16 protein-coding genes and 2 tRNA genes are annotated in these 18,745 nt (G+C 48.8%); 10 read left to right on the top strand and 8 right to left on the bottom strand.

Annotation, left to right across the window (positions count from 1 at the left end; all coding sequences use genetic code 11):
- Window positions 1-110 precede the first annotated feature (110 nt).
- The 4 genes from ACO0LB_RS09560 to ACO0LB_RS09545 all read left to right on the top strand — a co-directional run bounded on the left by ACO0LB_RS09560 (window position 111) and on the right by ACO0LB_RS09545 (window position 5,438).
- A complete protein-coding gene (locus tag ACO0LB_RS09560) occupies window positions 111-2,930 on the top strand; it encodes an ATP-binding protein (RefSeq protein WP_423048797.1) in 2,820 nt (939 codons plus the stop codon).
- Window positions 2,931-3,147: 217 nt separating this feature from the next.
- On the top strand, window positions 3,148-5,025 hold the full coding sequence (locus ACO0LB_RS09555; protein ID WP_423048795.1) for a potassium transporter Kup: 1,878 nt from the start codon (window positions 3,148-3,150) through the stop codon (window positions 5,023-5,025).
- Window positions 5,026-5,082: 57 nt separating this feature from the next.
- A tRNA-Arg gene (locus tag ACO0LB_RS09550) sits at window positions 5,083-5,159 on the top strand.
- A gap of 202 nt (window positions 5,160-5,361) precedes the next feature.
- Window positions 5,362-5,438 (top strand) — tRNA-Arg (locus tag ACO0LB_RS09545).
- 243 nt (window positions 5,439-5,681) lie between these two features.
- On the opposite strand, the gene ACO0LB_RS09540 is transcribed toward ACO0LB_RS09545, so the two are convergent.
- A complete protein-coding gene (locus tag ACO0LB_RS09540; protein WP_423048793.1) occupies window positions 5,682-6,098 on the bottom strand; it encodes a thioredoxin family protein in 417 nt (138 codons plus the stop codon).
- Window positions 6,099-6,172: 74 nt separating this feature from the next.
- On the opposite strand from ACO0LB_RS09540, the gene tsaB reads away from it, so the two are divergent.
- Genes tsaB through ACO0LB_RS09520 form a run of 4 tightly spaced genes read left to right on the top strand, consistent with a single transcriptional unit; the run spans window position 6,173 to window position 9,334 of the window.
- Window positions 6,173-6,877 carry a tRNA (adenosine(37)-N6)-threonylcarbamoyltransferase complex dimerization subunit type 1 TsaB gene (gene tsaB, locus ACO0LB_RS09535; protein WP_423048791.1) on the top strand — a complete coding sequence of 235 codons (705 nt, stop codon included), beginning with the start codon at window positions 6,173-6,175 and terminating at the stop codon, window positions 6,875-6,877.
- Between the two features lie 2 nt (window positions 6,878-6,879).
- The gene (gene rimI, locus ACO0LB_RS09530; RefSeq protein ID WP_423048789.1) at window positions 6,880-7,344 is read left to right on the top strand and encodes a ribosomal protein S18-alanine N-acetyltransferase; all 465 of its coding nucleotides are present in this window, start codon (window positions 6,880-6,882) and stop codon (window positions 7,342-7,344) included.
- Window positions 7,341-8,291, top strand: coding sequence for a uracil-DNA glycosylase (locus ACO0LB_RS09525; protein ID WP_423048787.1), 951 nt, complete (start codon window positions 7,341-7,343; stop codon window positions 8,289-8,291). Before rimI ends, ACO0LB_RS09525 begins: the two co-directional genes overlap by 4 nt.
- The gene (locus tag ACO0LB_RS09520) at window positions 8,240-9,334 is read left to right on the top strand and encodes a DUF1853 family protein (protein WP_423048785.1); all 1,095 of its coding nucleotides are present in this window, start codon (window positions 8,240-8,242) and stop codon (window positions 9,332-9,334) included. Before ACO0LB_RS09525 ends, ACO0LB_RS09520 begins: the two co-directional genes overlap by 52 nt.
- A 25-nt stretch (window positions 9,335-9,359) precedes the next feature.
- Here ACO0LB_RS09520 and lplT read toward each other — a convergent pair whose 3' ends face one another.
- On the bottom strand, window positions 9,360-10,622 hold the full coding sequence (gene lplT / locus ACO0LB_RS09515) for a lysophospholipid transporter LplT (protein ID WP_423048783.1): 1,263 nt from the start codon (window positions 10,620-10,622) through the stop codon (window positions 9,360-9,362).
- Window positions 10,623-10,757: 135 nt separating this feature from the next.
- Between lplT and radA the strand changes: the two genes are divergently transcribed.
- Window positions 10,758-12,137 (top strand): DNA repair protein RadA, encoded by a 1,380-nt coding sequence (gene radA, locus ACO0LB_RS09510; RefSeq protein WP_423048781.1) that lies wholly within the window; start codon window positions 10,758-10,760, stop codon window positions 12,135-12,137.
- A gap of 578 nt (window positions 12,138-12,715) precedes the next feature.
- Here the strand turns inward: radA and hpnE are convergent.
- The 3 genes from hpnE to ACO0LB_RS09495 all read right to left on the bottom strand — a co-directional run bounded on the left by hpnE (window position 12,716) and on the right by ACO0LB_RS09495 (window position 15,431).
- Window positions 12,716-14,194, bottom strand: a complete 1,479-nt coding sequence (gene hpnE / locus ACO0LB_RS09505; protein WP_423048780.1) for a hydroxysqualene dehydroxylase HpnE — start codon at window positions 14,192-14,194, stop codon at window positions 12,716-12,718.
- On the bottom strand, window positions 14,187-15,020 hold the full coding sequence (gene hpnD / locus ACO0LB_RS09500) for a presqualene diphosphate synthase HpnD (RefSeq protein WP_423048777.1): 834 nt from the start codon (window positions 15,018-15,020) through the stop codon (window positions 14,187-14,189). The genes hpnE and hpnD overlap by 8 nt, the downstream gene beginning before the upstream one ends.
- A gap of 243 nt (window positions 15,021-15,263) precedes the next feature.
- Entirely contained in the window at window positions 15,264-15,431 is a 168-nt protein-coding gene (locus ACO0LB_RS09495) for a hypothetical protein (protein ID WP_423048775.1), read from the bottom strand.
- Window positions 15,432-15,581: 150 nt separating this feature from the next.
- Between ACO0LB_RS09495 and ACO0LB_RS09490 the strand changes: the two genes are divergently transcribed.
- Window positions 15,582-16,430: a hypothetical protein gene (locus ACO0LB_RS09490; protein ID WP_423048773.1), complete on the top strand. Its 849-nt coding sequence runs from the start codon at window positions 15,582-15,584 to the stop codon at window positions 16,428-16,430.
- A gap of 282 nt (window positions 16,431-16,712) precedes the next feature.
- Here the strand turns inward: ACO0LB_RS09490 and ACO0LB_RS09485 are convergent, their stop codons facing one another.
- The 3 genes from ACO0LB_RS09485 to hpnC form a co-directional block, all read right to left on the bottom strand.
- Window positions 16,713-17,417, bottom strand: a complete 705-nt coding sequence (locus ACO0LB_RS09485; RefSeq protein ID WP_423048771.1) for a M24 family metallopeptidase — start codon at window positions 17,415-17,417, stop codon at window positions 16,713-16,715.
- A gap of 41 nt (window positions 17,418-17,458) precedes the next feature.
- Window positions 17,459-17,602, bottom strand: coding sequence for a hypothetical protein (locus tag ACO0LB_RS09480; RefSeq protein ID WP_423048769.1), 144 nt, complete (start codon window positions 17,600-17,602; stop codon window positions 17,459-17,461).
- A 184-nt stretch (window positions 17,603-17,786) separates the two neighbouring features.
- On the bottom strand, window positions 17,787-18,608 hold the full coding sequence (gene hpnC / locus ACO0LB_RS09475) for a squalene synthase HpnC (protein ID WP_423048767.1): 822 nt from the start codon (window positions 18,606-18,608) through the stop codon (window positions 17,787-17,789).
- Window positions 18,609-18,745: the final 137 nt, after the last annotated feature.

The following is an 18,745-nucleotide window of genomic DNA, read 5'->3' as shown; positions in this document are numbered from 1 at the left end:
GACGTCAGGTATTCATCAGGCTTTTATTTTTGTCACTATCTGTTACTATTTACTGCTGATCATTTTTCTCTTCCATTACCTCATTACTCTTCGGCGATGTTGTTCATCTTATGGAAATATTCGTTACCAATGCCGAAGTGGCGCAACGTGAGTATGTATTACAGCAGTCACGTGGCATTGAGCGCCTGAGACTACTGGTGACATTGGCTTGGGACTTGCGTCAACGGGATAGCAAGCTGGCTATCATGCTTGCAGACGAGGCAGAAGACGGCATCGCACTGGAAGCGATCACCAGTTCGCCTGATCCCAAAATCAATTTCATTTTCCCTCGCTTACTCTTACTGAGATCAGAGATTGCCTATTTGCATGGTGATATTGATCGCGCCGAACAGTTATTGAGTTCAGCGTTGCCACAATTAGATACCTTGAACCGGCATGAGGCTGGTAGCGCGTTGGCTGATGCCTACTATTTACAGGCATGTTTGATGTTGCATCGGGGTGAACTTGCGGCTGTTGAGCCAGCGATGATGCAGTCGATTACCTATGCCACACGTGCTCAAGATGGGCTGAGGGTCAGGGTCGCAGAATCTTTTTTGGCGAATCAGATGGTATTTCGGAACTCGCCTCTCGCGATGCAACGTTGGGGGCGGCAGTTTCGACCTCCGACTGTGCCGGATGATTCACTGATCGCCAGTTACTCCCATGAATTCCAGATGTACGTTTCTTCCTTGTCCAGTAATTTTGGGCAGTCTGTTGCATGCGGCATCCAGGTATTTGAATGCGCATTGCAATATGGGCAGGTTCAGCGTGCCATCAATGTTGCAGGCAATATCGGTGACGCGTTCAATAGTCTGAATGATCATCAGGCTGCACTGAAATGGATAGAAACCGGTCATGAGATCGCCAGAAAAACAGGCTGGCCAGTCAGTATTGGCAATTGCTTATTACAGATGTCAGAAACGCTGCGTCGTCTGGGACGACTGGATGCCGCCAAGGATATGCTGGAAGAGGTCTTGACGTTGTTGAACAATGTGACCGGTTCGCGCACTCATTTACTGGCACTGCGTTATCTTGGGGATTTGTCGCTGGATCGCGGTGACTATCAGGCAGCCTTATTGAATTTTTCCTTGTTAAAACAATGGGCAGATCAGAAAGACTATCTGGATTTTCGCATTGGCGCGCGTCGCGGCTATGCGCATGTCATGTCGTTGCTTGATCAGCCCGATGAAGCCTTGTCTGTTGCGCATGAGGCATTGACTCTGACAGAGAATCGTCGTGATAGCTATCGCCATATTGATGTCTTGCGCGTATTGGCTTCGCTGCATACCAGGCATGTCTTGCCATCACCTCAGGAGATGGAAGAGCCAAGCGCATCATTGCATTACCTGAAGCAAGCGTTGGAAATTGCTGCAGAGATTGATGGTTATAACGTATCAGGGGATTTGCTGGAAGAAATAGCGGATGCGCATGCTGCTTGCGGTAATTATCAGGAAGCATTTCGCTACAGTCGTTTAGCAATTGACGCGCGGGCAGCGATACACACAAAAGAAGTCACGAACCGTGCAAATGCCATGGAAGTTAGCCGGCAAACCGATCGTATGCGCGCGGAGAGTGAGCATTTGCGCCAACTCGCGAAAGCAGAAGCGGAACGCGCGGAGGTGTTGGCACAGTCGAGTGCAATTCTGGAGCGCCTTGGCACGATTGGCCAGGAGATTACGGCGAGTCTGGATGCGGAGGCGGTATTTGATGCGTTAAACAGGCATGTACATGGCTTATTGCATGTGACTGCTTTTGTGATTTATCTGATGGATGCTGATTTGCAAAGCATGACGTCGGCATACGGTGTCGAAAATGGGCAGGCTATTGAGTCGGATTCAATACCCATGTCGAGCGCAGTGTCCAATTCCGTCCGTTCAGTGAAAGAACGACGAGAAATTCTGGTCGATATTTCTCCTGATGATGAGGTGCCAGGCCTGATTCCGGGAACTGAGCGCGTCCTTAGCATGTTATTTGCCCCATTAATGATCGGCGAGCAGGTGCTGGGCGTGATGACAATACAGTCCTCCAGAGCCAGGGCGTATGGCGATAGGGAGAGAATGATTTTTCGGTCCTTGTCGGCCTATGGTGCGATTGCGCTGGGTAATGCAGATGCATATCTGCGCTTGAAGCAGGCGCAGGAGCACCTCATTGCGCAGGAAAAGTTGGCTGCTCTGGGTGCGCTGGTAGCTGGTGTTGCGCATGAATTAAACACCCCGATCGGAAATTGCCTTTTGGTCGCAAGCACTTTGCAGGACTCAACCCGTGATGTGCTACAAAAATTAAAAGAGCAAAATTTGCGGCGTTCCGAACTCAACCGTTATTGCGATGAAGTTGCTGGTTCTTCTGATATTTTAATGCGCAGTCTTGGCAGTGCAGCCAATCTTGTCAGTAGTTTTAAACAGGTTGCGGTTGATCGAACTTCAGAGCAGCGACGGCCATTTGATTTGCGAAAAGTATTACTGGATATAGTGGCGACCTTGAATATCCGTATCGGCCACGCTGGGCATACTTTGTCAACGGATGTGCCGGAAGGCATTGTGATGGATAGTTACCCTGGATCATTGGGACAGGTGATTACTAATCTGATCGAGAATGCAATTTTGCATGCATTTGATCAAGGCGGTCCGGGGTGCCTGATGCTGAGTGCCGCGCAGGTAGACAATGCAAGAGTCGTCATTCAATTGACGGATGATGGTTGTGGTATTCCCGAAGGAAATTTAAAACGCATTTTTGATCCATTTTTCACAACGAAACTGGGGCAGGGAGGGAGCGGTTTGGGTTTGCACATTTCTTATAATATTGTGACGTCTATCTTGCATGGTCAGTTGAATGTTAAGAGTATCGTCGGAATAGGTACCACGTTCACGATGGATTTGCCAATGAGCTTGTAGAGATGAAGAGCAATTTTTGATTGATTGCGCATAGGAATGTATCCGTATACTGACTAGTATTGAGCGCTTGCATACACTTAGATAAGGATAATGTGCAAGAACGTCTGATCGACGTGTTGTTTTCGTTTCGCAACCGTATGCTTTTTTACATCACTCTATTGAAATTGGGGATGGAATCACCTATTGTGCAATGCACCAATAATTACAAGGTACATAATTGGCTAATCATCACACAAAAAGCAGCCTTGCAGCATTGACGTTAACGGCTGTTGGTATCGTTTATGGCGATATCGGAACGAGTCCTCTCTATACAATGAAAGAGGTTTTTTCTAAAGAGCATGGACTTCCATTGAGCGAAGCCAATGTATTTGGTATTGTCTCGCTTATTTTGTGGGGCTTGATTGTTATCGTCTCACTTAAGTATGTCACGCTGGTATTGCGAGCAGATAACCGTGGTGAAGGCGGGATCATGGCGCTTACGGCGCTGGCGCTGGAGTCTGTTTCAAAAAAATCCTCACTTTATTTTCCTTTGACAGTCTTGGGACTGTTTGGCGCATCGCTGTTTTATGGCGATGGTGTTATTACACCGGCAATGTCTGTATTGTCGGCAATGGAAGGATTGGAAGTCGCGACTTCAAGTTTTAAACCTGTGGTTGTGCCTGTGACATTGATTGTGTTGATCGGCTTGTATGCGGCACAACGCAAAGGAACTGCTGGTATTGGTAAGCTATTTGGTCCGGTAATGTTGATCTGGTTTCTGGTGCTGGCGGCCATGGGTCTCTATAACATCATCCGTTTCCCGGGTATTCTGGGGGCGTTCAATCCTGTGCATGCGATTACTTTTGTGAATGAATATCGCTGGGTAGCATTCATTGCACTGGGTGCGGTGGTGCTGGCTTTCACAGGATCGGAAGCACTGTATGCAGATATGGGCCATTTTGGTTCCAAGCCAATTCGTGCGGCCTGGTTCTTTATTGTATTTCCGTCGCTGGCGTTAAATTATCTGGGGCAGGGTGCTTTGTTGGTCATGCATCCCGAAACAGTCACCAATCCCTTCTATTATCAGCTGGGTGCATGGAGTATTTATCCCTTGGTTGTATTGTCCACGGTGGCTGCGGTGATTGCGTCACAATCAACAATTTCCGGCACATTCTCTATGACAAAGCAGGCGATCTCGTTAGGGTTTTTACCGCGTATGAAGATTATTCATACATCCTCAAAAGAAATTGGTCAGATTTATATTCCAGTCGTTAATTGGTTGCAACTGGCGGTTGTTGTTGGGGCGGTGATTGGTTTTGGATCTTCCTCGAATCTGGCATCGGCTTATGGTATTGCCAATACAGGCACCATGCTCGTGACTTCGATGCTGACATTTTTTGTTATCCGATTTGGCTGGAAATACAATTTCCTGCTTTGTATTGCGGCGACAGGTTTCTTTCTGACGATTGATATTTCTCTGTTTTCAGCCAACGCCTTGAAGTTTTTCCATGGTGGCTATTTCCCGATTGTACTGGGATTGATTATCTTTACGACAATGCTGACTTGGAAGCGTGGGCGTGAGCTGGTCTTTGAAAATCTTAAAAAACATGCGATTCCGCTCGAGGAATTCCTGGACTCTCTCTTCGTTTCTGCGCCGACCCGCGTGTCTGGAACTGCCGTATTCCTGAGGGGAGAGGCTGACGGTGTGCCGCATGCTTTGTTGCATAATTTGTCGCATAACAAAATACTGCATGAGCGGGTCGTGTTTTTGACACTCCATAATAAAGAAATACCGTGGGTGCCGTTCAATGAACGTATTGCCGTGACTGACCTTGGGCACAATTGCTATCAGGTGGATATTTCTTACGGCTTTAAAAATGAACCAGATATTCCGAAGGCGCTGGAGTTATGTGCGCCTCATGGTCTGGCGTTTGAACCTATGGAAACCTCCTATTTTATTTCCAGACAGACAATCATCTCCAGTCCCGATGGTGGTATGGCAAATTGGCGTGAAGGAATTTTTGTCACTATGTCGCGCAATGCGCGCGATGCGGCGGATTATTACCAAATTCCGAGCAACCGAGTCATTGAAGTGGGGTCCCAGGTAGAAATTTAAAAAAGCATACAGAGGGACTTATCAAGTGCAAGTGGCTATGCTATAATTTTGTTTTTCGCGGCTGTAGCTCAGCTGGATAGAGTACTTGGCTACGAACCAAGGGGTCGTGGGTTCGATTCCTGCCAGCCGCACCAGATTCAAGGGACTAGATGCAAATCTAGTCCCTTTTTTCTTTTTCCTTTCAGTTTCCTGTATCGCATTCCAGATAAGCAGCAAATCTCTCTCGTGTTGCGATATCTTCCTTCCTCATTCATGCCGATTATTCGTTAACTGATAATTAAATTGAGGGCAGGGGCTTTAAATCCGGCATTTCGTTGTGCTATAATCTTCTTCTTCGCGGCTGTAGCTCAGCTGGATAGAGTACTTGGCTACGAACCAAGGGGTCGTGGGTTCGATTCCTGCCAGCCGCACCAGATTCAAGGGACTAGATGCAAATCTAGTCCCTTTTTTCTTTTTGGTAAAACTTGCGCAAAACCGCCTCTGCGGCGTTATGACTCCTTGTTGTGCGACACGGCCTTCGTCACTATGCCTTGCTGGAACAATTTTGCGTAAGTCCTATTCAGATAGGTAGTTGCTTCAGTTGCAAACAAGAGGGTGTTGTTATTGCTTTCACACCTGTTTCAGTGCAATGCGGTGTTCGACGTCTATCTTGTGATTTATTGATGTGATGCTGTAATTAGTCGCCTGAGGCTCCAGCCTTCTGGTGCTTCCTGATTCAGTGAGCTGCGCTTAATGTTACCCGTAATCGCATTTTCCATTACGGAACTTAGGAGTCGCTGCAATTGTGATGTGTCTGGCAGCATGGTTCCCAGGAATGCAACGCTATCCTCGTATTGAATCAAAATAGTGGGGAAGTTTTCAATGTCTATTTCGTCAACCAGATGTGCCTGATCCTCGATGTCGATCCAGGCGAAACATTTATCCGGATGTGTGCTGGCCAGTAGTTCAAAAGGCCTGCGATATTGATTGCAGGTGTCGCACCAGGCGGCGCAAAGGCAGGCAATCAGCCACGGACTGTTTTTCAGGTTTTCCCGAATATGTGTCAGGTCTTCAATATTGTCGGTTGATTTCATTTTTACATTTTAACCCAACATCCGTTCCTGATAAATCCAGCATGAGCCCGTGTTGAACACGGTAAAATACCAATATGACGACGATTTTAGCTATTGAAACCTCTACCGAACTTGCAACTGCTGTTCTGCTGGTCGGTGAGCATATTTTTTCCAGAGAATTATCTGGTGTACAAACCCATTCCCAGGCTATTTTGCCGGCGATACAAAGTCTTCTGGTGGAAGCAGGTGTGAGGCTGAGCGATTGTGATGCAATCGCGTTCGGGTGTGGACCTGGGGCGTTTACTGGCATTCGCACCGCATGTGGCATTGTGCAGGGGTTGGCCTTTGGTGCAGATTTGCCTGTACTTCCTGTTGTCAGCCTGCAGGCAATGGCAGCGGGCGCGAAGGCATTGCGTCCGGGAACTGACTTTGTTTGTATTCTGGATGCGCGTATGGCAGAAGTGTATTGGGCTCACTATCATTTTGATGGTGCTGCATGCCAGCAGGTTACGGCACCTGCGCTGTCGACTTTGGCGCAGCTTAGCGAGCAAGATTTTTCTGCTGAAACTCTATTTGTACTTGGCCAGGGAGTCGCGTTGCCTGAGACACTTCAGGCGTTTCCTGTCATTTTGTGTGCACCGCACGCGCGGGATATTGCGCATCTTGCACGGGTAGCTTTCCAGCAGGGGTTGGCATTGCCAGCTGAAATGGCTCAGCCTTTGTATTTGCGAAATAAAATCGCATTGACCACCGCAGAGCGATTGCTGGCGAAAGAAGCGTTGCAAGGACAGGGAGTTTAGGAATGGCAGTGATAGCGACAAGTCCTGCTTATTGTCAGTTAGGTTTTGCGGATATTGACCAGATGCTTGATATTGAGCAGCAAGTTTATTCTCACCCATGGTCGAGAGGCAATTTTACGGATTCTTTTTTAAGCGCCCATGATGCATTCGGCTTTCGCAATAGCCAGCAGCAGTTATTTGCCTATTTTCTGATGATGCCGGTGATGGAAGAGTTGCACTTATTGAATTTGGCTGTTGGCGCTGAGTATCAGGGGCAGGGATATGCGCGTCAGTTAATCAGTAAAATGTTTGATTATGCTGCGCAGAAGCAGGCAGAGTCTATTTTGCTGGAAGTAAGATGTAGTAACCAAAGGGCGATTGAGGTGTATCTGAAGGCTGGTTTCTCAGAGATCGGGAAACGCAAATCTTATTATCCTGCCCAAGGAAATACGCGTGAAGATGCGATTGTGATGCGGAGAATGTGTTGAGCTCATTGTTTGAACAGTCTGGTGAACGCTCCCATTTGTTGCGAGAAATGGGTTTGGGGCCAATGTGGCAATTGCGTGAGCCGGAGTTGCAGGCAAAAACTGAGGCAGCGATCGCTGTACCTGTGCCGGTGTTCAGTCTCGTTGAGTCCGCGTCCGTGCCTGCACCGGTATCTGCACATTTACCTGAAAAAGACATCAATGCTCCCCCTGCGACTGCGATCAACGCAGAGTTGCCTGAGATGCCAGATGTATCTGATGTGTCAGCGATTCCTGAGATAACGGCATCGTCGTTGGTGCCGGGGTTTGCCACTCCTTTGCCGGAGCAAGCTCAGGCGATTGTCGTGCAGCAGGGAAAAACGCCTGTTGAACAAATGACTTGGGATGAGTTGCAGCTTGCAGTCAGTGAATGTCAGGCCTGTAATTTGTGCCACAGCCGTAAAAATACAGTATTCGGTGTTGGTGACCGTAAAGCGGATTGGATGTTTGTCGGTGAAGGGCCTGGCTACAATGAAAATATTCAGGGTAAGCCTTTTGTCGGCGCTGCCGGGCAATTGCTGGACAACATGTTGCGTTCTTTGGGGTTGCAGCGAGATCGCCGGACTTTTATTGCCAATATCGTTAAATGCCGGCCAACAGACGAGCATGGTAAAGATCGACCGCCGACCGCTGATGAGGTTGCCGCTTGTTTGCCCTATTTGCATAGGCAAATTGAATTAATTCAACCTCAAATGATTGTTGCGCTCGGAAAAACGGCAGCCGTTTCTTTGTTGGGAATGTCTCCAGAAACGCCGGTTGGACAGTTGCGCGAAAAAACACATCGATATCAGGCGATCCCTGTCGTTGTAACCTATCATCCTGCTTATTTATTGCGCAAACCGGCAGACAAACGAAAGGCATGGGCGGACTTGTGTATGGCGACGGCATTAGTGCCAGGCCATCACACTTGATCACTGCATTTCAATCTGAATTCCATCGCCAGTGGCAACAACTGGCTGATCCTCACGTTCGCTCACTCGCGTGGTTGCTGACATCACCCGATCTTTTGGAGCATTTGTCTCCTGTATGGCTTGGTGCCAGCTTGAATCCGCCACTTCCCTTTATCTCGGGTGTGGTGGATTGGCTACTGTCGTTGGACAGTAGCCCGCAGCAATTGCAGCAGTTACACCTGATGCTGGCAAGAAAAAAGCACCGGCGACTGGGCTTGTATGCTGAAACCTTGCTGGAATTTTATTTTGCCGAACACGGTATTTTGTATGCTCGCGGTTTGCAGGTCAGGGATGCGCAGGGGCGAACAGTAGGTGAGTTTGATTTTCTGGTCAGGCAGGGCGACGCATTAGCGCACTGGGAACTGGCAACCAAATTTTATCTTTTTTGCCCAGCCAACACATCCGGCTCATCAACTACTCATGGTTTCAATGTCGGTTTCGATGCTTATGTCGGTCCGAATCTTCAGGATAATCTGGCGCTGAAAATGCACAAAATGCTGCATCAACAATTGCGTCTGGCCTCTCATCCTCTGGCTGTTTCCGCTTTGCCTGAGCCGGTGATATCTGCTCAGGCATTCATCAAAGGCTGGCTATTTTATGGTTCGTCGGGAGTGGCAGGATCGGACAGCATGCCAGGAATGGGGTGTGTGAAAGGGGCTGAAGAGACGGAAGATACGGAGGCCCCGAGCATCCTATTGGAAGGAATTGCTCCCCAACATGCGCGTGGGTACATATGGACTTTAGCGGAATTTTGCCATGTGGCTGTAACCGCATTTGATGCCGGCGTTATTCTGGATAGATTGGATTGGCTGGCGCCAGCGCAGTGCGACGTGGCAGCTGTACGCTCAATCTCTCAGTTGTCGGATGCTGTTGCCACACATTTTTCCTTGTCCGCAACACCGTTATTGGTGGCGGGTATGAGGGTGAATGAGGGGTGTGCGCAAGAGTTATGTCGTGGCATGCTGGTGCCGGATGACTGGTGGCAACGCGCCATCAATCGGTGATGGCGCGTTGCAGAGCAGTTATTGTTCAGTGCTTGTGTTCGCCAATCAGCGCAAGAGAATCGTGCTCTTTCTGATTAGCCTGATGTTTTTTCATGACCATGAACATGGTGCCAGCCACAAACAGGCCAAACAAAACGATGATGAACTGAATGTCGACATTAAATGAAATCATCAGTGCATACAGCGCCAGCATCGTCAGAACAGATAAGTTTTCATTGAAATTCTGAACTGCGATCGAGTGACCAGCGCTCATCAGCACATGACCACGATGCTGCAATAAGGCGTTCATTGGCACGACAAAGTAACCTGCCAGCCCGCCGACCAGAATCAGCAAAGGATAGGCAATCCAGACGTTGTGTACCAGTATCATGGTGGTGACAACCAATCCCATGGCAATACCGAGTGGCATGACGGATAGTGATTTTTTCAAAGGAACGAAGCGCGCTGCTGCAACTGCACCGAGGGCGATACCGATCGCGACCACCCCTTGCAGTGCTGCCGCCTTATCCAGTGGCATCTTCAGAGATTTTTCTGCCCATTTCAGTACGATGAATTGCAGTGTGGCACCCGCACCCCAAAACAGCGTCGTGACTGAAAGTGAAATTTGTCCTAATTTATCGCGCCATAAGGTCATGAAGCAACCGGCAAAATCGACAACCAGTTTGACTGGATTTCGTTCCTGATGCTCATAGCGGGCACCTGTGTCCGGAATTTTCAGATTAAAAATCGCAGCGATGGCGTAGCAGCCGGTAATCACACATAGAGCTGCTTCGGTGGGAGTGTAAATCGGGAAGTCGACGACAGGGAAATCGATGCTGAGCAGCCGTGCTGATATCTGCGGATTCACAAGCGCACCGCCGAGTACCGTCCCCAGAATAATGGAGGACACTGTCAGCCCTTCAATCCAGCCGTTGGCCGCGACCAGTTTTTCCGGGGGGAGTAATTCCGTCAGGATGCCGTATTTGGCGGGCGAGTAAGCTGCCGCACCAAAACCAACCACGGCATACGCCAATAAAGGGTGTACGTTGAAAAACATGAGTGCACATCCGGCAACCTTGATCATGTTGGTCAGGAACATGACTTTGCCTTTGGGCAAGGAGTCGGCGAATGCTCCGACAAAGGCTGCCAGAAGTACATATGACAGCACAAAGAACAGTTTCAGGAGTGGTGTCATCCAACCCGGAGATTGCATCGACACCAGTAATGCCATCGCGGCAATGAGTAAAGCATTGTCGGCAAGTGACGAAAAAAACTGTGCCGCCATGATCGTATAAAAACCGCGTTTCATGCTTAGTATTTGCCTGTTACAAAGTGTCTACGGCTTGCTTTATACCACGAAAAACGGGCTGCATTCGTGAAATAGGACAAGCTTGCTGCACAATACTGGTTAAAATATCAGTACTTTAGTAAATAGATTAAAAAAATGGCCAAAGCAAAAACCAATTACACCTGTACTGAATGTGGCGGCATTGCCAGTAAATGGGCAGGGCAATGCAGCGCCTGCGGGCAGTGGAATACATTGGTGGAAACCGTGATTGAGAATGTCGGGAACCGCTTTTCGGGTAAGCATCAGAGTCTGGCGCAAACTGCGCCGGTGTTGAATCTGGCCGAAATTGAGGCCGTCGATATTCCTCGTTTTGGCACTGGTATTGATGAGTTTGATCGTGTATTGGGCGGTGGTCTGGTGCCGGGTGGTATGGTGCTGATCGGTGGCGATCCGGGTATCGGTAAATCTACGCTACTGTTGCAGGCGTTAGCTAATCTGACGCAGATCAAAAAAGTATTGTATGTCAGCGGCGAGGAGTCCGGTGCGCAGATTGCCTTGCGCGCGCGACGTTTGATGATTGACGCCAAAGACTTGCGTTTGCAGGCGGAGATACAACTGGAAAAAATCCTGGTGACGCTGGCTGAACACAAGCCGGAAGTGGTCGTGATTGATTCGATTCAGACCATGTATTCAGACGCACTGAGTTCGGCTCCGGGTTCGGTGGCGCAGGTGCGGGAGTGCGCAGCGCAACTGACCAGGGTCGCCAAGACAATGGATATCACGATGATACTGGTCGGCCATGTGACGAAGGAAGGAGCATTGGCCGGGCCGCGGGTGCTGGAACATATTGTTGATACGGTGCTGTATTTTGAGGGTGATACGCATTCCAGTTTTCGTCTTGTTCGTGCCATCAAGAATCGTTTTGGTGCCGTCAATGAACTAGGCGTATTTGCCATGACAGAAAAAGGATTGAAGGGAGTATCGAATCCTTCTGCTTTGTTTTTGTCGCAGCACGATACGCAAGTGCCCGGTTCTTGTGTGATGGTGACGCAGGAAGGAACCCGTCCGTTGCTGGTGGAAATTCAAGCGCTGGTCGATAGCTCACACGCCCCCAATGCCCGCCGCTTGTCTGTTGGATTGGAGCAGAATCGGCTGGCAATGTTGCTGGCGGTATTGCACCGGCACGCGGGAGTGGCGGCGTTTGATCAGGATGTGTTTATCAATGCTGTTGGTGGCGTTAAAATCACCGAGCCCGCAGCCGATCTGGCAGTGCTGCTGGCGATCAATTCATCCATGCGCAATAAACCTTTGCCTCGCGGACTGGTGGTGTTTGGCGAGGTGGGGTTGGCGGGTGAAATCAGGCCTGCTCCCCGTGGTCAGGAGCGTTTGCGTGAAGCGGCCAAGCTTGGATTTAAAATTGCCATGATTCCTAAATCAAACGCTCCCAAGCAACCGATAGAGGGTTTGACGATTGTAGGTGTCGACAGAATTGACGAAGCCATGAGTAAAATTCGTGACGTGGATGATGCATCGTGAGCTGATTTGGGTCGGGTTGAGCGGAATGTTTGAGCTGATCTGCTTACCCTTGGCGTGCTGATCATTTGGTGGCGCGTTGATTGCTTGATATGCTGTGCTGTGATGATGGTGAGTGGGGCACGCTGCTTGTGTTTGTCTTGATCGGACGAGCTGGTTCTTTCTTTGCTCAAGGTTGGGGTTGTTGGTGTGTTTCTGCATACTTTCCATATACTCCCCCCTGAATTATACAAAAACCGCTGGAAGTCCACGGATTATAAGGTGGCTTTAAATATACTGGGGGTAGTATTTTTAGGGGCGTTTTCAGGCATTTTAAGCATGACTGCTTAATATCGCCTCAGCCTTGTGAAGGTTCTTTGTCAATGTCCCAGCGTAAGTCCTTTATGAGCTTCTTAACGTCTCTTGCGACCCCGTGCTGCGTTCATTGTCATGTCTTGCCAGGACAATGTAGCGTCAGTCCTGTTAAAAATTTGCATCGGCAGGTGCTGCGTCAATTGCCGCATCAGTAATGGCATCAGCGACTGAATTGGTCACTGAGTCGCTCATTGAATCAGCAACTACGGTCGCAATGACAGCAGACACTATTTCATCTGCTGCATTAACAATGTTGCAGCGGTCACTCCACTGCGAACGGCCGCTTCGAGCGTGGCTGGATAGTCGGATTGTGTGTAGTCGCCTGCCAGCATCAGATCAGGCAGGCTGGTAGTGTTCGCGGGTCGGACGATAGAAGGGTGACAGCTGAACGTCGCCCGTTTTTCTGAAATAATCTTATGCCATGTCGGCATAGACAATTCTATTCGTCCAAAGCTGTTGGCGAGTTGTTGCGCGACCGCTGCGGCAATGCTGGCATGATCGCCCATATCCCTTACTTGTGATGCGCTGATAACAACCGCAAGCAAGCCTGCCTGATCCTGATGTAAGTAGCCGCGATCGAATACATATTGACCCCATCGCTGTTGCTGCGGATCGTCGCGCAAGGCAAACATGGCTCTGGAGAGTCGTATCTCCGTTGGATATTGCAGGTAACAGGTGATGATCGCTTCGTAGTCAAAGTCCGGCAGATGCGTATTCGACTCTATATCCGGCAATGTCCCCAGCAGCCGTTTTGTATTGGCGATATCCGTGGCCAGCACAACTGCATCAAATTCCTGGCTGTCGTTACTATGTTCGTTGCTATTTTCACCGCTACTGTCAACGCTGCCTTCTTTGTTATTTTTTTCGTTTTCTTCCTGATGCCCGCTCGCCAGCTGTAAGTTCCAGCGAGCTGAGTTGCTATCGGTGGATGATGAATGAGTATGTCTGGTCAGCGATTTGACTGCTGCACCCGTCTTGCTCCTGCCGCCACGGGCTTGAATGTAGTTGGCTGCGGCCTCTGGAAAAAGCGCCGACAAGTCTAATCTTGGCAGCAACATATCCGAGGCGGCTCGACTGGAGCCGAGGCTATCCCGCAATACATGAAGGAAAACTTGTGCTGATGCTCGCTCTGGTGGTGTGTTTAAGGCTGCAACACATAAAGGATTCCACATCAGCTGACACAGATGGTCTGTTTGTTCAAAACGTTGTAATAGTTCGCTGACCGAGCAGTCCTGATGCAGCGTCCAGCCCATCCAGCGCGCCGTCGTGGAAAATCTGGCAAGCGCCATTTTGTCCGCAAAACTGAGTCCCTTTGCGCGCCAGAGCGCAACCAGAAGATGCCAGGGAGCAGGCAAGCGGGGAGCGATAAAATGCATACCGCTGTGATTGTTATTTTGGCTATCATTGCCATGATTGATGGTCGATGCCGGATAGATCATTTGCAATGGCAATGTCAGAAATGCCTTTTGCGGATCAATACCAACGAGTTGGATCAGGCGCAGACATTCGCGATATGCCCCCAGCATGATATGTTGCCCGTTATCCACGACATGATCATGAACCTTTGTCGCTCTTGCGCGTCCGCCAAGTCGTGGGGCGGCTTCAAACAGGCTGACGTGTTGCCCCTGCCGAGCCAGTTCCACGGCTGCTGCGCAGCCTGACCAGCCGCCACCAATGACGGCAATTCTGTAAGTGCGTTTAGCCACGGATGTAGGTTTTCCACGCCAGCCACAATTTACGGATAGGCGTCAGCGAAATCCGCTGGTTTAACACATGGAATCCATCACGTTGAATTTCGACCAATAGCGCCCGATAAATTGCAGCCATAATCAACGCTGTCCGCTGCGCTCGGCGGTCTTCCGGTGGCAGCAGGGAAAGAGCTTCGTCGTACAACGCTTGCGCACGAGCGTATTGGAATTGCATCAAGGCTTCAAATTCCGGGCTATGGCGAGAGTTCAGGATGTCAGCAGCCGTCACTTTGAATTGTTGCAATTCGTTGACTGGCAGGTAAATGCGTCCCTTGCGGGCATCTTCGCCGACATCACGGATGATATTGGTCATTTGAAAAGCAAGGCCGAGTTTTTCAGCAAACAGTCGCGTTTGTGGATTGCGAATGCCAAAGATGCTGGCAGACAGCACGCCTACCACACCGGCGACATGCCAGCAGTATTTTTGCAAAGCAGGAAAATCAAGATAGCGCGTCTGGTTCAGATCCATTTCCATACCATCGATAATCGCCAGCAAATGAGCTCCATCCAGTTGATACTCAGACATATGTGGTGATAGTGCTTTGGTCACTGGGTGAGTGGGGGCACCATCAAGCATGGCCTTGATTTCTTTGCGCCACCATCCCAGTTTCGAACGTGCGACCATGTCATCTGTGCTGTCATCGACGACATCGTCTACTTCCCGGCAAAATGCATACAGTGCGGTGATTGCGTGCCGTCTGCCTTGAGGCAGAAACAGAAAACTGTAATAAAAACTGGAGCCACTCTGGGCTGCTTTTTGCTGGCAATATTCGTCTGGAGACATACTTATTTTGTAAATGTAGGCGACTCATTGAGTCGCTAAGCTGGTATACGGAAAAAATGTTCAACACGGTCTGACTATGGTACGACTGTCTCATGACCGCAAGATGTAGCTGCCAATGAAACTGTTAATGCAGCTGTAAATCTCTCACCATGATTACTTTATGGACTACTTTGCCAGTAACAGAACTGACAGAACTGGCGCAAAACTGTTCGACGGCGTTACGACGCCTTGTTGTAAAGCTCTTTACAAGCCGAGTGCAAGCCTCGACAAGCCCGGTACAGCTGGTGCCATCGCCACTTTGGTGTTGCCTGTTGGCGCAACGAACATCGCTTGCAAATGATGTTTTTCAAAGTACAGAAAGCTTGTTTGGCCTTGCTGGAGCAATTTTGCATCAATCCTGAGTAATTCCATTGGTAACTCAATGGGTAACAGAATGTAATCTTAAGACACAATCGCTTTGTTGAGCGGTGTCAGCTCGTATAATAGTGCGCGCATTATAGTATCGCTCTCACCGGAAGAGCCTGGCTTTTGACACGAAATCACTCAATTTGGATATATATTTTGAATAAAACGACACTCGCATTCATCTCTGGTTCCATTGGCCTCATTCTTGCCGGATGTGGTGGCTTTGTTTACACCACAGTTGGTGGAACGGTCAAAGGCCTTGGTTCTGGTGACTCACTGGTATTGCGTAATGATGCTAATTACACAAAAACATTAACCGCAGACGGAACATTTGCATTCAATGTTGCCAGTAATGGCAGCTACGCTATCAGCATATTAACCCAGCCAAATTCGGTGAGCTGCGCCTTGACCAATGGCACCGGTACGATGACTGGCGATGCCGCGGTGACGAATGTATCGGTGAACTGTGTTCCGAACGTACCAGTTGCCGGAACCTTGTCAGGAATGTCTGATGGTAGCACTATCATATTGAGCAATAACGCGACTAGTACTCTGACATTGTCGGCGAACGGCGCTTTTCAGTTTGCCAGCTATGTGGTGAGCGGCAATCCTTACTCAGTTGCTGTATCGACACCGCCTGCAGGACAATTCTGTACCGTAGCCAATGGCGCCGGTACGGTCAATAATTCCAATTTACTGAGTGGCAGTAATGTGGCGGTGACTTGCGCTCCTGCGGTTCCTGTCAAATTTACTGTCAGCGGACTGACATCAGGTTCAACCTTGGTGATGGCGGATACAGCGATCGGCATCGTTGATAAATATGCGGTCACAGCTGATGGTACTTATAGCTTTAACTGGAGTTTGCTGACCGGAGCAAATTATTCAGCCTCAGTGGATACTCAGCCAAGTGGGCAAACTTGCACTGTCAGCAATGGTGCGGGCGTTGCTGATCTGGCGAACCCGACTGGCGCCAGCAATATTGCGGTGAAATGCGTTAAAAATTGATGAAATGAATACCGTGAAATCAAGCCGGTAAAATCAATGTCATGAATTATTTATATTGTGAATGCCATCAATACTGACAGTTTGGTGTGATTTTTTGTGTAATGTACATTAAGAATGTAAGAATGAACGCCATGTATCAGTGATGACTGATCAGTTAAAACGTGTATTGGTAAAAAACAGCCTGTTTGCAGATGATGTTCTGCTTTCAGGCTGTTTTTTTTGATGTTTTTGATGTTTGTGTGCTGTTTGTCACTTGCTGTGCGATGGTGAGCACGCTAAAAGTTACAACTCCTCAAGAATTCCTTGCTGATCGAAGTAGAAGATACCTTCGCGTTTAAAGCCCCAGTGCCCACCTTTCAGGCGAACAAATGGTTCGAAGCTGAAAAATGCGACATCTTCCAGCTTAAGTTGATTGTATGCCTGAATATATTCGCGGTCATCGCGATTAGTCACAATGCTGTGTCCGACGTTGTTGCGATAGTCGAGATTCACAAAGCCGTTCTGGCGTATGCGCATATTCGCCCAGTCGAATAGTTGGCCGAACGTGGTACTTGGCTTGACTATGCGTTGCATCGTAGTGTGCATGTGGTGCAAAAAATGCAGGCCATTTTGAAATTCCAGCGACTGCGGATGGCTGGTTACACGACCTTTTTCAACCGCAAATGATCTGGCGCAATCACCCCAGTAATGCTGGTGCATAGGGCTCAGATCTACCGTGATCAGGTTCGACATGCCCACCGTCTCGTCGCTTGGTGCGTAATTGCTGCCCGAGACAGAAACGCAACTGCGTGAGCCGAGTAACACCAGTGCCGGGCAGTTGTGGTACCAGGTTTCCGGATAGCCATTGATGCGCATCATTTCATAAGCTTTGTCCGCAATGCTTTTTTCCGTATCCTGCGCGGTAATAATTTCAGACAGATGATCGAGGACAGATTTGGCAACTGCCTGGATTTTGCGGTGCTCATTGATTTGCGATGCAGTGGGCATAATGATCAGATCGCTCTCATTTTTTTTGTGAAGGAAAGGGCTTATTTGCCGCCGCCTGTTGCCACGCCGACGCCAGCCCTGGTGACATCAATGGCTGTTCCCACGACGGCACTGCCTACTTTGACGGTTGTTGATACGGCAGCATCTGCTACTGCCAGAACAGTGCAGCCGCCCAACGTTAACATGCATGTCAGCATACATACTAGGAAAGCAATGCGGGATATACAAGTGCTCATACAAACTCCGGATGAATTTTTATTGACTGATTTTTGCGCATCATCGCGCCCGCAAGCGTCAGGTGAGGCTGGTTTGAGGAGCGAATATGGACAGGATGAATCGAATATAACATTGAAGGCATTTTCTTTCACGCTACATGCAAATGGCGCGCCAGAGCATGATCGCCCAGTCGGATTTTTCAAGAACAGGGCGATGACGAAATACATTTCCATCCACCGCTTCTATTTTTTCCAGTATGCGTAATCCTCCCTGGATGACCAGACGTAATTCCCATCCTATTCTGCCGGGCAGACGTTTCGCTAACCCGCTGCCGGCGAGCATCATGCCACGCGTTCTTTGGGTCTGAAACAGCATCATGTGGCGCCATTGCGCGTCAATGGTTTGATTGTTTGCGTTGTCTGCCAGTTGTTGCTCGGTGATGCCAAATCTTTGTAAATCTTCCAGCGGCACGTAAATACGTTCTTTTTTCCAGTCAATACCAATATCTTGCCAGAAGTTAGCTAGCTGCAATGCGCTGCAGATTGCATCTGAATCTGCAACATTCTGAGGGGTTGACGATTGATATAAGCACAGCATCAGATTACCAACCGGGTTGGCGGATCTTCTGCAGTAATCCAGCAGATCATGGAAGTTGTTATAGTGTTTGATCCCGACATCTTGTTTGAATGCAGAAAGCAGGTCACGGAATGCTTGTAAATCCAGTTGATATTGTTCAATGATGGACGACAGATTCTGAAACAGGTGCGACGCGCTACGATGGCGCTGCTCTATCTGATCAAGTTCATGTTCAAATTCTGTCAGTTGTGCGATACGCTGTTCTGGTTGGGCATCGCCTTCGTCGGCAATATCGTCTGCTGTCCTCGCAAATGCATAGATGGCTTCCACTGCGGGTCGTAAATGCCTGGGAAGTAAAATGGAAGCAACTGGAAAATTTTCGTAGTGTTCTACCGACATAAGATAGTTGGAATTTTTAATGACTGAAAAGTCATTGGCAAATATAAATCACTTCACTATAATAACTAACCGAAAAGTCAGTAATTAATTTGTGTTCTTTTTCATCATAATTAAAGTCTGCCGCCAGGCTGGGTCAA

The sequence above is a fragment of the Undibacterium sp. SXout7W genome (assembly GCF_049339385.1).
Classification (GTDB): domain Bacteria; phylum Pseudomonadota; class Gammaproteobacteria; order Burkholderiales; family Burkholderiaceae_D; genus Undibacterium.
This window is presented reverse-complemented; position numbering and strand designations above follow the sequence as displayed.

Coding starts and splice junctions, on each gene's coding strand:
- ACO0LB_RS09560 (WP_423048797.1), top strand. CDS start 111: ATGGAAATATTCGTTACCAATGCCGAAGTGGCGCAACGTGAGTATGTA.
- ACO0LB_RS09540 (WP_423048793.1), bottom strand. CDS start 6,098: ATGAAATCAACCGACAATATTGAAGACCTGACACATATTCGGGAAAAC.
- tsaB (WP_423048791.1), top strand. CDS start 6,173: ATGACGACGATTTTAGCTATTGAAACCTCTACCGAACTTGCAACTGCT.
- rimI (WP_423048789.1), top strand. CDS start 6,880: ATGGCAGTGATAGCGACAAGTCCTGCTTATTGTCAGTTAGGTTTTGCG.
- ACO0LB_RS09520 (WP_423048785.1), top strand. CDS start 8,240: ATGGGCGGACTTGTGTATGGCGACGGCATTAGTGCCAGGCCATCACAC.
- lplT (WP_423048783.1), bottom strand. CDS start 10,622: ATGAAACGCGGTTTTTATACGATCATGGCGGCACAGTTTTTTTCGTCA.
- radA (WP_423048781.1), top strand. CDS start 10,758: ATGGCCAAAGCAAAAACCAATTACACCTGTACTGAATGTGGCGGCATT.
- hpnD (WP_423048777.1), bottom strand. CDS start 15,020: ATGTCTCCAGACGAATATTGCCAGCAAAAAGCAGCCCAGAGTGGCTCC.
- ACO0LB_RS09495 (WP_423048775.1), bottom strand. CDS start 15,431: ATGGAATTACTCAGGATTGATGCAAAATTGCTCCAGCAAGGCCAAACA.
- ACO0LB_RS09485 (WP_423048771.1), bottom strand. CDS start 17,417: ATGCCCACTGCATCGCAAATCAATGAGCACCGCAAAATCCAGGCAGTT.
- ACO0LB_RS09480 (WP_423048769.1), bottom strand. CDS start 17,602: ATGTTAACGTTGGGCGGCTGCACTGTTCTGGCAGTAGCAGATGCTGCC.
- hpnC (WP_423048767.1), bottom strand. CDS start 18,608: ATGTCGGTAGAACACTACGAAAATTTTCCAGTTGCTTCCATTTTACTT.